A 12,324-nucleotide genomic window follows, 5' to 3' on the forward strand; every position below is an offset into this window, starting at 1 on the left:
GTCAGAGATACAGCAGATAACTTTAGGTGCCGACCATGGCGAAGCGTGATTTTTACGAGATCCTCGGGGTCGCAAAGGGTGCGTCGGAAGACGAGATCAAGAAGTCGTATCGCAAGCTTGCGATGAAGTACCACCCTGACCGCAACCCGGACAACAAGGAAGCGGAAGAGAAGTTCAAGGAGGTCAAAGAGGCCTACGAGATGCTGACCAATCCGGAGAAGCGCGAAGCGTATGACCGCTACGGTCACGCCGGCGTCGACCCGAACAGCGGCATGGGCGGCGGCTTCGGCGGCGGCGCCGGTGGTTTCGGCGATGCCTTCGGCGACATCTTCGGCGACATCTTCGGCGGCGGCCGTGGCGGCCGCGGCGGCGGTCCGCAGGTGTACCGCGGCGCCGACCTGCGCTACAACCTCGAGATCACGCTGGAACAGGCGGCCCACGGCTTCGACACCACCATCCGCGTGCCGAGCTGGGACAAGTGCGACACCTGCCACGGCAGCGGCGCCAAGCCGGGCACCCAGCCCGTGACCTGCACCACCTGCGCCGGCCACGGCCAGGTGCGCATGCAGCAGGGCTTCTTCAGCATCCAGCAGACCTGCCCGAAATGCCATGGCAGCGGCAAGATCATCCCCGAGCCGTGCGCGGCCTGCGGCGGCGCCGGACGCATCAAGCGCAACAAGACGCTGGAAGTGAAGATCCCGGCCGGCATCGACAACGGCATGCGCATCCGCTCGTCGGGCAATGGCGAGCCGGGCACCAACGGCGGGCCGCCGGGCGACCTGTATGTGGAGATCCACATCAAGCAGCACGCGGTGTTCCAGCGCGAAGGCGACGATCTGCATTGCGAAATGCCGATCTCGTTTTCCAAGGCGGCCCTGGGCGGCGAGATCGAGGTGCCGACGCTCACCGGCAAGGTGTCGTTCACGGTGCCCGAAGGCACCCAGACCGGCAAGACCTTCCGCCTGAAGGGCAAGGGCATCAAGAACGTGCGCTCGGGTTACACCGGCGACCTGTTCTGCCACGTGGCGGTCGAGACCCCGGTCAAGCTGACCGACAAGCAGAAGGAACTGCTGCGCGAGTTCGACCGCCTCACCAGCGAAGGCGGTTCCAAGCACAGCCCGCAAAGCAAGGGCTGGATGGACAAGGTCAAGGACTTCTTCGAATAAGCATCCCCTTACCGCCGACAGCGCGAGCATCGGCGGTTTTTTTTGCCTGCCGGCTTGGCAATATGCCAACCGGTCGCGCCGGGGCCGCGAAGCAGGTGCCGAGACCGCGCCCATCAACACTGTTACACTTCGTGTATTTTGAGGAGTGCCTCGCCAAGCGCCTGCGCAGAACGGGCCTGGCAACGTCCCGCGCGGGACGGCAACACACAGCATAAGGAATCACAATGGACAAGTACAAGACCAAGGGATTGACCGCGGCGGAGCTGTTCGAACGGAACCGTACCTGGGCCGCCTCGATGGTGGCCGAAGACCCGAACTTCTTCAAGGCGCTGCAAGACCAGCAGGCGCCCGAATACCTGTGGATCGGCTGCTCGGACAGCCGCGTGCCCGCCAACGAACTGCTGGGCATGGCGCCGGGCGAACTGTTCGTCCACCGCAACATCGCCAACGTGGTCGTGCACTCCGACCTGAACTGCCTCTCGGTGCTGCAGTTCGCGATCGACGTGCTCAAGGTCAAGCACATCATCATCTGCGGCCACTACGGCTGCTCGGGCGTGCATGCGGCGCTGACCGACGGCCGCGTCGGCCTGGCCGACAACTGGCTCGGCCACGTGCGCGACGTGCGCGACAAGCATGGCAAATACCTGGGCAACGTGGTCGGCCGCGCCGCCACCAACCGCCTGGTCGAACTGAACGTGGCCGAGCAGGTCATGAACACGGCCCACACCACCATCGTGCGCGACGCCTGGGAACGCGGCCAGCCGCTGACCATCCACAGCTGGGTGTACGGCGTGCATGACGGCCTGTTGCGCGACCTGGGCATCACCATCAGCAGCTTCGAGGAAATCACGCCGAAGCTCGAGCGCGTGCTGAACGGCTACGTGGACGGCGGAGAAGTGCGTGACGAACGCCGCGGACAGTGATCTCGCGCGCCTGCGTGACCTCGTTCGCGTATTCGTGGACGAGCGCGACTGGGACCAGTTCCACACGCCCAAGAACCTCGCCTCGGCCCTGAGCGTCGAGGCGGCCGAGCTGCTGGAGCATTTCCAGTGGCTGCAGACGGGCCGCGCCGAGGAGCTCGGCGCTGCCAAGCTCAAGGAAGTGCGCCACGAGATGGCCGACGTGCTGGTCTACCTGGTGCGGCTGGCCGACAAGCTGGACGTCGATCTGTTCCAGGCGGTCGAAGAAAAGATGGTGCTCAATCGCGCCAAGTATCCGGCCGAGCTCGTCCGTGGCGATATGCGCAAGTACGACGAGTACGAGAAGTAGAAAGGCTTCGCCTTCACGTATCCACCGGGCGTCGGCATCCCGCCGACGCCCACCCCTCCAGCAGTACCGCGATCGCCATCCCTGGCGCTGGCCCCTGTCCTTGAACCCCACAATTGCTTCATAAAGATTCGTGACAGCCAGAAACGTGTGGGCCTTCTTTGTCGAATGACATTAAACTTTTGACATTGGAATAGCAGTTTTTGAGCAGATCGGCAGGAGAGCCGCCGCCGTGGATCCCATGGCGCTTGATCTGGATTAAAGGCCCTCGCGCAGGACCGGATTGCCCGTACCATGGTCTCGCGCGCTCGAACACAAGGTAGACACCATGCGCCCCATCGTCATCGTTCCCGCATGCACGCGTGATTTCGGCGAACACCCGTACCACGCGGCCCAGCACAAGTACGTCGACGCCGTCACCCTCGGCGCCGATTGCGCGTCCCTGATCCTGCCGTCGCTCGGTGCGTCGCTGGACCTGGACACCCTGTTTGGCACCATCGACGGCATCATGCTGACCGGTTCGGCATCGAATGTGCATCCCAGTTATTACTCTGAAGAAGTGCTCGATCCCTCGCTGCCGCAAGACCCGGCGCGCGACCAGACCACCTTGCCGCTGATCCGCGAGGCGGTGCGGCGCGGCGTGCCGATCATCGCGATCTGCCGCGGCTTCCAGGAGATGAACGTGGCGCTGGGCGGCAGCCTGCACCAGGCGGTGCAAAGCGTTGCCGGCAAATTCGACCACCGCGAGAATCCCGAGCTGGGCATGGACGAACAGTATGGCGACGCCCACAACGTCAGCCTGTGCCCCGGCGGCCTGCTGGAACGCATCCTGGGCGTGCCCGAGATTCCCGTCAATTCGCTGCACGGGCAGGGCGTGAACGAACTGGCGCCCGGCCTGACGGTCGAAGCCTTGGCAGAGGACGGCCTGGTGGAGGCATTCACGGTGTCGAACGCGCCCGGCTTCACCCTGGCCGTGCAGTGGCACCCCGAGTGGCGCATCCAGCACAATCCGTACTCGATGAAGATGTTCGGGGCCTTCGGCCAGGCGTGCCGCGAGTACCATGAGCGGCGCTGCGAAAATCATGACCGGCGCCGGAGCGCCGCATGAGCGCCTCTACCAAGGGGCCGGGATCGCGGCCCCCCGACTCTCCTGCCTGCTGCACCCTTCAACGACAGTGAGGCAACTACATGGCAATTCGCGAAAAGTTCAGCTATACTGATATGGAAGAGTGGCTCGATGCAAAGCGGGTCACCGAGATCGAATGCCTGGTCCCCGACCTGACCGGGGTGGCGCGCGGCAAGATCCTGCCGCGCGTAAAATTCGCCGACGACCGTGGCATGCGCCTGCCCGAGGTGGTGCTGGGCATGACCGTCACCGGCAACACGCCGGAGCGCGATGACGCCTACGAGCGCGCCATCTCGAGCATCGACCGCGACATGATCCTGCGCGCCGACCCGACCACCATCACCATGGTGCCGTGGGCGGCCGACCCCACCGCGCAAGTGATCCACGACTGCTATTACGCCGACGGCCGGCTGGTCGATTTCGCCCCGCGCAGCGTGCTGCGGCGCGTGCTCAAGCTCTATGAGCAGCGCGGCTGGAAGCCGGTGGTGGCGCCCGAGCTCGAGTTTTATCTCACCGCCAAGAACATCGATCCCGACCTGCCGCTGGCGGCCCCGATCGGCCGCAGCGGCCGCGCCGAGACCAGCCGCCAGGTGTACAGCATCGACGCCGTCAACGAATTCGATCCGCTGTTCGAGGACATCTACGATTACTGCGAGATGATGAACCTCGACGTCGACACCCTGATCCACGAGATCGGCGCCGGCCAGATGGAGATCAACTTCCAGCACGGCGAACCGCTGGGCCTGGCCGACAAGGTCTTCTATTTCAAGCGCACCCTGCGCGAGGCCGCGCTCAAGCACGATATGTACGCCACCTTTATGGCCAAACCGATGGCGGGCGAGCCCGGTTCGGCGATGCACGTGCACCAGAGCGTGGTCGATGCCGAGAGTGGCAAGAACATTTTCAGCAACGACGACGGTTCGCCCTCGGCGCTGTTCCAGCAGTACATCGGCGGCCTGCAGCGCTACATGCCGTCGGCGATGGCGATCGTCGCGCCTTATGTGAATTCCTACCGCCGCATCGTGCGCGAAACGGCGGCGCCGATCAACCTGCAGTGGGGCATCGACAACCGCACGGTGGGCTTCCGGGTGCCGGTGTCGGGTTCGCAGGATCGCCGGGTCGAGAACCGCGTGATCGGCGCCGACGCCAATCCTTACCTGGCGCTGGCGATCACCCTGGCCTGCGGCTACCTGGGCATGACGGAAGCGATCGAACCGTCACCGATGGTCGAAGGCAATGCCTACGATATGCCGGTGGAGCTGCCGCAGGGCCTGTCGGAGGCGATCACCCTGCTGCGGCGCGAGGACCGGCTGCGCGACGTGCTGGGAGAGCGCTTCATCGACGTCTACACGGCGGTGAAGGAGCTCGAGCACCGCGAGTTCATGCAGGTCATCAGCCCGTGGGAACGGGAGCATTTGCTGCTGCATGTCTGAGCGGCAGGCGCGCGCCTGACGAGCGACCGCTCGTCAGGCTCGCGCCTCCAGCACCTGCTGCGCCTCGCCGCGATTCTTGAACACCTGCGGCGCCAGCGACCCCACCACCATGCCGATGAAGGCGGCGATCAGCCCCGCCAGCTGGCCCGGGAAGTGCTCGCCCAGCGACGTGATCTGCTCGAAGAACAGGATCCAGGTGAACAGGCCGGCGCCGATCGAGAACATGGCGCCCTGGGTGGTCGCGCGCTTCCAGTACAGGCCCATCACCAGCGGAATGAAGGCGCCGACCAGCGGCACCTGGTAGGCGCCCGAGACCAGCTCGTAGATCGAGGTGCCTTCCATCGCGATCGCGTACAGCAGCACCAGGGCCGCGAACACCACGATCGAGATGCGCATCGCGAACAGCTGTTCGCGGTCGGTCATGCCCGGACGCAGGTTCTTGAGGATGTTTTCCACGAAGCTGGTCGACGGCGCCAGCAGGGTCGCCGACGAAGTGCTCTTGATCGCCGACAGCAGGGCGCCGAAGAACAGGATCTGCATGAACAGCGGCATCTGCGTCATCACGAAGGTCGGCAGCAGGCGCTGGTAGTCGTTCTGGGCCAGGTCGAGCGCGGTGCTGCCCATCACGACCACGGCGGCGGCCACGATGAACATCGGCACGAAGGCGAACACGATGTAGCTGGCGCCGCCGACGATGGCGCCGGTGCGCGCGGTCGGCGCGTCCTTGGCCGACATCACGCGCTGGAACACGTCCTGCTGCGGGATCGAGCCGAACATCATCGTGACCGCGGCGGCGATGAAGAACATCACGTCCTTGAGGCTCGGCTCGGGCAGGAAGCGCCACAGGTCGGCCTGCTGGGCCATCGCCAGCACGTTGCCGGCGCCGCCGGCCAGGTCGGCGGCGAACCAGGCGATCACGCTCATGCCGACCACCAGCACGATCATCTGGATGAAGTCGGTCACGGCCACGGCCAGGAAGCCGCCCACCACCACGTAGATCAGCACCGTCAGGGTGCCGACGATCATGCCCACCGCCGGCGACATGGCGCCGGCGGTCAGCACCGAGAACACCAGGCCCAGCGCCGTGATCTGGGCCGCGACCCAGCCCAGGTAGCTCAGGATGATCGCCACCGAGCAGAACACCTCGATGCCCTTGCCGTAGCGCTGGCGGTAGTAGTCGCCGATCGTCAGCAGGTTCAGTTTATAGAGCCGGGCGGCGAAGAACATGCCGACCAGGATCAGGCACATGCCGGCCCCGAACGGATCCTCGACCACCGCGTTCAGGCCGCCCTGCACGAACTTGGCCGGGATGCCCATCACGGTCTCGGCGCCGAACCAGGTGGCGAAGGTGGTGGTGATCACCATGATCAGCGGCAGGCTGCGGCCGGCGACGGCGAAGTCGCTGGTGTTCTTGATCCGTGTGCCCGCCCACATGCCCAGGGCAAGCGTACCCAACAGGTAGAGCACGACGAAAGAGATCAGGGTGATATTCATGCTGGTGAGTGCTCCGAAGGCCAGGAATTATTATCGGGCGGAAAATTCGCGATTATAAAGGCAGAACCCGGCGGTAAGTGCAACTTTGCGCCGATTTGCCAATCGATGTTGCCTGAGAGTAAATTCGATCAGATTGCCATCTCACGCAGCAGCTTCGAAGCTTCGCGGTTGGCGCCAATGCAGGCGCCGTCGCGCATGAAGATCTGCAGCTGCGACTGCTCGTCGGCGCGCATCGATTCGACGAAGTCGAGATTCACGAGCGCCGAGCGGTGCACGCGGATGAAGCGCTGCGGGTCGAGCTGTGTCTCCAGTTCCGAGATGCCGATGCGCACCAGGAAATGCTGGCCACGCGCCACGATCACCGTGTACTTCGAATCGGCCTTCATGTATTCGATCTCGCCCACCGCGAGCGGGAAGATGCGGCCGCGGTCGCGCACCAGGATGCGGTCCAGCCGCGCCGGGCCGCTCGCCGCGCGCGCCAGCGCATCCTCCAGGCCGGCGCGGTCCTGCTGCGGTTCGGCGCCATCCAGCAGGCGCGCCACGCTGGCCGCGAAGCGCGCCCTGGTAAACGGCTTGAGCAGGTAGTCGACCGCGTGCAGTTCGAAGGCGGTCACCGCGTACTGGTCGTAGGCGGTGGTGAACACGATTTGCGGCAGGTAGTCGAGCCGGCGCAGCACCTCGAGGCCGGTCATTTCGGGCATCTGGATGTCCATGAACACGACATCGGGGCGCAGCTGCCCGATGCGTTCGAGCGCGCTGGCGCCATCGGCGGCTTCGCCCACCAGGCGCAGGGCGGGATGGGCATAGATGGCGTCGCGCAGCACGTCGCGCGCCAGTGGTTCGTCTTCGGCGAAGAATACGGTCTTGGTGTTCATGTGTCAGGTGCAGGGGAGGGTGACCGAGACGGCAAAGCCGGCCCCGGGACGCGAATCGATTTCCAGGGCCGCGCGCCCGGCGTAGTCGAGTTCGAGGCGGCGGCCGATGGTGCGGATGCCCAGGCCGGGCGAAGCGGCGATCGCCTCCTGCGCGGCGCCCGGACCGTCGTCGCGCACGGTCAGGCGCAGCATGCCGGCCTGCGGGTCGCGCCGGCTCTCGATGCGCAGCAGGCCGGGCCGGGTATACGGATTGAAGGCATGCTTGATGCTGTTCTCGATGAGCGGTTGCAGGGTCAGGGCCGGCAGCACGAAGTCGCCAAGGGCCGGGTCGAGATCCCAGTGCACCTGCAGGCGCGACCCGAGGCGCAGCTGCTCCAGCTCCAGGTAGTCGCGCGAGAATTGCAGCTCGGCGTCGAGCGTCACGCGGTCGGCGCCGGCGCGCTCGGTATCGAGCACATAGCGCAGCATGTCGGAGAACTGGAACAGCGCCGTCTCGGCGGCGGCCGGGTCGCGCTGGGTAAGGGCGATGATCGAGTGCAGGGTATTGAAGAGAAAGTGCGGATTGAGCTTGCTGCGCAGCGCGCCGAGTTCGGCGGCAACGAGCAGGGTGCGCGCCTGCTGGGCTGCAAGCGCCTGGCGCTGGGCGGCGGCAGTGGCGCGCATCGTATGGAACAGGCCGGCCACCACGGTATAGCTCATGACGTTGTACAGGAACGGCCAGACATGCCACTCGATCCCGCGCTCGAGAGGCTCCTGCAGGAGCGTCAGCACCATGTGCGCGCCGAAGGCGAACGCCAGCGCCGCCGTGAAGTGGATCGCGCAGCGCAACCCCAGCCCCACGCCGCGCCGCTCGAACCAGCCGGTGAGCGGCCAGACCAGCGTCAGCACGATTGCCGAAGGCGCGATGCTCACGAAGGCGAAGAAGATCATCGCCGGGTCGAAGTTCCCGGTCAGCAGGGTGTTGGTCTGGAGCACCACCGCGATCAGCACGATGTACACCAGCCAGATGGCGATATAGCCGCGCCACATTGGAGTCAGGAGGATGGACTTGATCAGGTTCATCTATTAAGTATCGTCGAGATTGCGTTGCTTGCGCCATGCCATGCGCTCAGTTGCAGGAAATACGGCGCGAGTTGCGGCTTGGATGCGATGACACGCTTGCCTGCATTATTTTGCATGTTCTTGCATGAAACTGCTTGTTTCGGTACAGTGACATATCAAGCAAGCTGGAGCGAATACATGCAATTGCCGGAAGAACGACGCCAACTGATCGCCGACGCGGTCGAGCGTGAAGGACGGGTCTCGGCGGCCGAGCTGGCGCTACGCCTGTCGACGTCCGAAGACACGATCCGGCGCGACCTGCGCGACCTCGATGCGGCCGGCCTGCTGCGGCGCGTGCACGGCGGCGCGATCCGCCTGCGTCCGGCCGCCAGTTTCGAGCAGCGCGCCGCCAGCGACCTGCCGCGCAAGACGCAGCTGGCGCAGGGGCTGCGCGAGTGCATCCGCCCCGGCGACACGGTCCTGATCGACGCCGGCTCGACCCACCTGGCGCTGGCGCGCCTGCTCGAAGACGGCTGCTGCGCCGCCATCGTCACCAACAGCCCGCAGATCGCGCTGGCGCTGGGTGGTTTCCAGCGCACCCGCATCGTGCTGCTGGGCGGGACCTATCATCCGAACGAGGGCGCGGTGATCGGCGCCGCCACCCTGGCCGAGGTGCAGCGCCTGCGGCCCGACCTGGGCGTGGTGGGCGTGTGCGCGCTCGACCCCGCGCGCGGCCTGGCTGCCTCGAATCCCGAGGAAGCGGCGCTCAAGGGGGCCATGCTGGCCGCGAGTGCGCGGCGCGCGGTCGCCGTCCTCAACGAACGCTTCGACGACCGCGCGCCTTTCCTGTTCGGCGCGCTGGACCAGATCGACCACCTGGTGCTGGAGGCCGATGCGCCGCCTGCCGCCATCGCCTCGCTGCGCGAACGCCATCCCGCGCTCGACATCAAACTCACCGACAAGGCCCCGGCATGACCCACGTCTCCACCATCGAACGACGCAGCATCGAAGCCGGCCGCTGGGCCATCTCGACCGTCTTCCTGCTCAACGGCGCCGGCATCGGCCTGTGGGCCGCCCACGTGCCGACCGTGCAGGCGCGCATGGGCATCGATACCGGCATGCTCAGCCTGGTGCTGCTGACGATTGCCGGCGGCGCCCTGATGGCGATGCCGCTGATGGGCGGCCTGACCGGGCGCTGGGGCACGCGCCGCATGGTGCTGCTGTCGGGCTTCGCCTTCGCCCTGATGACGGCCGTGATCATGAGCATGCCGAACCTGCCACTGCTGTTCGTGGCGGCCTTCCTGTTTGGTGTGTCCAACGGGGCGCTGGACGTGGCCATGAACGCCAACGCCAGCGAGGTCGAGACCGCGCGCGGCCTGCCCACCATGTCGTCGTTCCACGGCTTCTTCAGCCTGGGCGGCCTGTTCGGCGCGAGCCTGGGCGGGGTGCTGGTCGGCCAGGGCCTGGGGCATGGCGAAGGCGCGCTGATGGTGGCGCTGGCGACCGCCGTGGCGCTGGCCCTGACGGCCCCGCGCGTGCTGGGCTTCGCGGCGCACGCGAGCGGCAGCCACTTCATGCTGCCGCGCGGCGCCGCCCTCGGCCTGGGCCTGCTGGCGCTGCTGTGCTTCGCGGTCGAAGGCGCGCTGGTCGACTGGAGCGCGCTGCTGCTCGAGGAGCGCACCGGCGCCTCGCCGGCATCGGCGGCGCTGGGCTACTCGGCGTTCTCGATCGCGATGGCGGCCTGCCGCTTCGCCGGCGACCGCATCATCCTGCGCGTCGGCGCGATGAGGGTGATGGTGATCGGCGGCCTGGCCATGTTCGCCGGCCTGGCGCTGGCGGTCCTCAGCACCAATTTCGTGCTGTCGAGCTGTGGCTTCGCCCTGGTCGGCCTGGGCGCGGCGAACGTGGTGCCGCTGCTGTTCGGCGCCGCCGCGCGCATCCCCGGCATGCATCCCGGCGCGGGCGTGGCGGCGGTGGCCACGCTGGGCTATGGCGGCCTGTTGCTGGCGCCGCCGGTGCTGGGCTGGGTGGCGGTGCACTCGAGCGTGATGGTGGCGCTCGGCGCGCTGTCGCTGTCGGGGATCGTGATCGCGCTGAGCGCGCGGGTGCTCAAGCGCTGATGTACTCGCGCAGCACGGTGTAGACGCCGCCCTGCGATTCGACCAGCGCATACCTGTCGGCCTGCCAGGCGATCGGCGGACCATCCTGCGGCACGGCAACGCCGCCGGCGCGGCGCGCCATGGTGACGTGCGGCCGATAGCTGCGCTGCTCCGGCTGCAGGCCGAGGCCAACCAGCGCATTCGCCAGCCGCGCGTGCAGGGCCAGCAGTGCGGGTGGCTCTGCGAAGGGTTCGAGCACCGCGATTCCATGCGGCCACAGCACGGGTTTGCCGAGATCGATCCGGAACGCTTCGAACGGGACCGCGAATCCAGCGAGGAGTTCGGGCAGGCGTTCGGAGGGAACGTCGCCCAGGAAGTGCAGGGTGAGGTGCAGCTTGTCGGCATGGACCGGCGTCGCGCCGCGTGGCCACTGCCAGGCATCGCGCCGTTCGCGCAGCTGCCCGCGTATCGTGGCCGAGGGCCACAGGGCCAGGAACAGACGCGATGTCTTTTGCTGGCCCATGATGCTCACCTTAGAAGCAGTGCTCCGGCGCCGGGAAGCTGCCGTCCTTCACGGCCGCCACGTAGGCCATGACGGCCGCGTCGATGCTGGTCTGGCCATCCATGAAGTTCTTCACGAAGCGCGCCTTGCGGCCCGGGAACACGCCCAGCAGGTCGTGCATCACCAGCACCTGGCCCGAGCAATCGGGACCGGCGCCGATGCCGATGGTCGGCACCGACAGCATCTCGGTGACTTCGCGGCCCAAGGCCGCCGGCACCGCCTCGAGCAGCACCACGGCGGCGCCGGCCGCCTGCAGCGCCAGCGCGTCGTTCTTCAGGCGCTCGGCGCCTTCGCCGGTCTTGCCCTGCACCTTGAAACCGCCCAGCTGGTGCACGAACTGCGGGGTCAGGCCGATGTGGGCGCACACCGGAATGCCGCGCTCGACCAGCAGGCGCACGGTGTCGGCCAGCCAGGCGCCGCCCTCGATCTTGACCATGTGGGCGCCGGCGCGCATCAGCTGCACCGCGCTGTCGTAGGCCTGCTGCGGGTTGCCGTAGCTGCCGAAGGGCATGTCGGCCAGCACCAGCGCGTTCTTGTTGCCGCGCGCGACCGAGGCCGTGTGATAGACCATGTCGGCCACCGTCACCGGCAGGGTCGAGTCGTGGCCGGCGCACACCATGCCCAGCGAATCGCCGATCAGGAGGATCTCGACGCCGCAACGGTCCATCAGCGAGGCGAAGCTGGCGTCGTAGCAGGTCAGCATCGCGATCTTGTCGCCGGCAGCGCGCTTGGCGAGCAGCGCGGGAACGGTCACGGCCTTCGGCAACGCGGGCGCCGGCGCCGGCGCCGTGGCGGCGCCGGTCGTGGCCATATCGTTACCCTGCAAATAAGAGCTCATACAAATCCTTTGGTAAAACTGGAACGTCCAGATCCGCGTAGTGTAATGCGGCGCCCGCGAACCTGCAGGCAAGTGGTCATGAACGGAAGATGAAGTAGACGGCGCCGACCAGGCACAGGCCGGCCCAGACGTAGTCCAGCTTGAACGGTTCGTTCATGTAGAACATCGCGAACGGCACGAACACGGTCAGGGTGATCGCCTCCTGCATGATCTTCAGCTGCGCCAGCGAGAACTGGGTGTGACCGATGCGGTTGGCCGGCACCTGCAGCAGGTATTCGAACAGCGCGATGCCCCAGCTGATCAGGGCCGCCACGTACCAGGCGCGGTGCTGCAGGCCTTTCAGGTGGCCGTACCAGGCGAAGGTCATGAAGACATTCGACAGGATCAGGAGGCCCGTGGTCTGGGCCCAGACGGGCAGGTTCAT

General features: G+C 66.5%; 13 protein-coding genes. 7 read left to right on the forward strand and 6 right to left on the reverse strand.

Annotated features, from left to right (window positions below; all coding sequences use genetic code 11):
• Positions 1-35: 35 nt before the first annotated feature.
• From dnaJ to HMPREF9710_RS06345, 5 genes are all read left to right on the forward strand, one after another.
• A complete protein-coding gene (gene dnaJ / locus HMPREF9710_RS06325; protein WP_005664920.1) occupies positions 36-1,166 on the forward strand; it encodes a molecular chaperone DnaJ in 1,131 nt (376 codons plus the stop codon).
• Between the two features lie 224 nt (positions 1,167-1,390).
• Positions 1,391-2,089, forward strand: a complete 699-nt coding sequence (can, locus tag HMPREF9710_RS06330) for a carbonate dehydratase (RefSeq protein WP_005664922.1) — start codon at positions 1,391-1,393, stop codon at positions 2,087-2,089.
• Positions 2,067-2,435 (forward strand): nucleotide pyrophosphohydrolase, encoded by a 369-nt coding sequence (locus HMPREF9710_RS06335; RefSeq protein WP_005664923.1) that lies wholly within the window; start codon positions 2,067-2,069, stop codon positions 2,433-2,435. The genes can and HMPREF9710_RS06335 overlap by 23 nt, the downstream gene beginning before the upstream one ends.
• 325 nt (positions 2,436-2,760) lie before the next feature.
• On the forward strand, positions 2,761-3,540 hold the full coding sequence (locus HMPREF9710_RS06340) for a gamma-glutamyl-gamma-aminobutyrate hydrolase family protein (RefSeq protein WP_005664925.1): 780 nt from the start codon (positions 2,761-2,763) through the stop codon (positions 3,538-3,540).
• Positions 3,541-3,620: 80 nt separating this feature from the next.
• Positions 3,621-4,991 (forward strand): glutamine synthetase family protein, encoded by a 1,371-nt coding sequence (locus HMPREF9710_RS06345; protein ID WP_005664927.1) that lies wholly within the window; start codon positions 3,621-3,623, stop codon positions 4,989-4,991.
• 33 nt (positions 4,992-5,024) lie between these two features.
• On the opposite strand, the gene HMPREF9710_RS06350 is transcribed toward HMPREF9710_RS06345, so the two are convergent.
• The 3 genes from HMPREF9710_RS06350 to HMPREF9710_RS06360 form a co-directional block, all read right to left on the reverse strand.
• Positions 5,025-6,485 (reverse strand): high affinity choline transporter 1, encoded by a 1,461-nt coding sequence (locus HMPREF9710_RS06350; protein WP_005664929.1) that lies wholly within the window; start codon positions 6,483-6,485, stop codon positions 5,025-5,027.
• Between the two features lie 128 nt (positions 6,486-6,613).
• Positions 6,614-7,360 (reverse strand): LytR/AlgR family response regulator transcription factor, encoded by a 747-nt coding sequence (locus tag HMPREF9710_RS06355; protein ID WP_005664932.1) that lies wholly within the window; start codon positions 7,358-7,360, stop codon positions 6,614-6,616.
• 3 nt (positions 7,361-7,363) lie between these two features.
• The gene (locus tag HMPREF9710_RS06360; protein ID WP_005664934.1) at positions 7,364-8,422 is read right to left on the reverse strand and encodes a sensor histidine kinase; all 1,059 of its coding nucleotides are present in this window, start codon (positions 8,420-8,422) and stop codon (positions 7,364-7,366) included.
• A 177-nt stretch (positions 8,423-8,599) separates the two neighbouring features.
• Between HMPREF9710_RS06360 and HMPREF9710_RS06365 the strand changes: the two genes are divergently transcribed.
• On the forward strand, positions 8,600-9,376 hold the full coding sequence (locus tag HMPREF9710_RS06365) for a DeoR/GlpR family DNA-binding transcription regulator (RefSeq protein WP_005664935.1): 777 nt from the start codon (positions 8,600-8,602) through the stop codon (positions 9,374-9,376).
• The gene (locus HMPREF9710_RS06370; RefSeq protein ID WP_005664937.1) at positions 9,373-10,521 is read left to right on the forward strand and encodes an MFS transporter; all 1,149 of its coding nucleotides are present in this window, start codon (positions 9,373-9,375) and stop codon (positions 10,519-10,521) included. Before HMPREF9710_RS06365 ends, HMPREF9710_RS06370 begins: the two co-directional genes overlap by 4 nt.
• Here HMPREF9710_RS06370 and thpR read toward each other — a convergent pair.
• The 3 genes from thpR to HMPREF9710_RS06385 all read right to left on the reverse strand — a co-directional run bounded on the left by thpR (position 10,511) and on the right by HMPREF9710_RS06385 (position 12,324).
• Positions 10,511-11,023 (reverse strand): RNA 2',3'-cyclic phosphodiesterase, encoded by a 513-nt coding sequence (gene thpR / locus HMPREF9710_RS06375; RefSeq protein WP_005664939.1) that lies wholly within the window; start codon positions 11,021-11,023, stop codon positions 10,511-10,513. The two genes, HMPREF9710_RS06370 and thpR, sit on opposite strands and share 11 nt — an antisense overlap.
• A gap of 10 nt (positions 11,024-11,033) precedes the next feature.
• Positions 11,034-11,900 (reverse strand): 3-methyl-2-oxobutanoate hydroxymethyltransferase, encoded by an 867-nt coding sequence (panB, locus tag HMPREF9710_RS06380; protein ID WP_005664940.1) that lies wholly within the window; start codon positions 11,898-11,900, stop codon positions 11,034-11,036.
• Between the two features lie 76 nt (positions 11,901-11,976).
• Positions 11,977-12,324, reverse strand: coding sequence for a DMT family protein (locus tag HMPREF9710_RS06385; protein WP_005664942.1), 348 nt, complete (start codon positions 12,322-12,324; stop codon positions 11,977-11,979).

It is taken from the genome of Massilia timonae CCUG 45783 (genome assembly GCF_000315425.1).
Taxonomy (GTDB): domain Bacteria; phylum Pseudomonadota; class Gammaproteobacteria; order Burkholderiales; family Burkholderiaceae_D; genus Telluria; species Telluria timonae.

Excerpts from the sequence above, each read along its gene's own strand:
- HMPREF9710_RS06340 (WP_005664925.1), top strand. The coding sequence starts at position 2,761 with ATGCGCCCCATCGTCATCGTTCCCGCATGCACGCGTGATTTCGGCGAA.
- HMPREF9710_RS06350 (WP_005664929.1), bottom strand. The coding sequence starts at position 6,485 with ATGAATATCACCCTGATCTCTTTCGTCGTGCTCTACCTGTTGGGTACG.
- dnaJ (WP_005664920.1), top strand. The coding sequence starts at position 36 with ATGGCGAAGCGTGATTTTTACGAGATCCTCGGGGTCGCAAAGGGTGCG.
- HMPREF9710_RS06345 (WP_005664927.1), top strand. The coding sequence starts at position 3,621 with ATGGCAATTCGCGAAAAGTTCAGCTATACTGATATGGAAGAGTGGCTC.
- HMPREF9710_RS06365 (WP_005664935.1), top strand. The coding sequence starts at position 8,600 with ATGCAATTGCCGGAAGAACGACGCCAACTGATCGCCGACGCGGTCGAG.
- HMPREF9710_RS06355 (WP_005664932.1), bottom strand. The coding sequence starts at position 7,360 with ATGAACACCAAGACCGTATTCTTCGCCGAAGACGAACCACTGGCGCGC.
- thpR (WP_005664939.1), bottom strand. The coding sequence starts at position 11,023 with ATGGGCCAGCAAAAGACATCGCGTCTGTTCCTGGCCCTGTGGCCCTCG.
- can (WP_005664922.1), top strand. The coding sequence starts at position 1,391 with ATGGACAAGTACAAGACCAAGGGATTGACCGCGGCGGAGCTGTTCGAA.
- HMPREF9710_RS06385 (WP_005664942.1), bottom strand. The coding sequence starts at position 12,324 with ATGAACCTGCCCGTCTGGGCCCAGACCACGGGCCTCCTGATCCTGTCG.
- panB (WP_005664940.1), bottom strand. The coding sequence starts at position 11,900 with ATGAGCTCTTATTTGCAGGGTAACGATATGGCCACGACCGGCGCCGCC.
- HMPREF9710_RS06370 (WP_005664937.1), top strand. The coding sequence starts at position 9,373 with ATGACCCACGTCTCCACCATCGAACGACGCAGCATCGAAGCCGGCCGC.
- HMPREF9710_RS06360 (WP_005664934.1), bottom strand. The coding sequence starts at position 8,422 with ATGAACCTGATCAAGTCCATCCTCCTGACTCCAATGTGGCGCGGCTAT.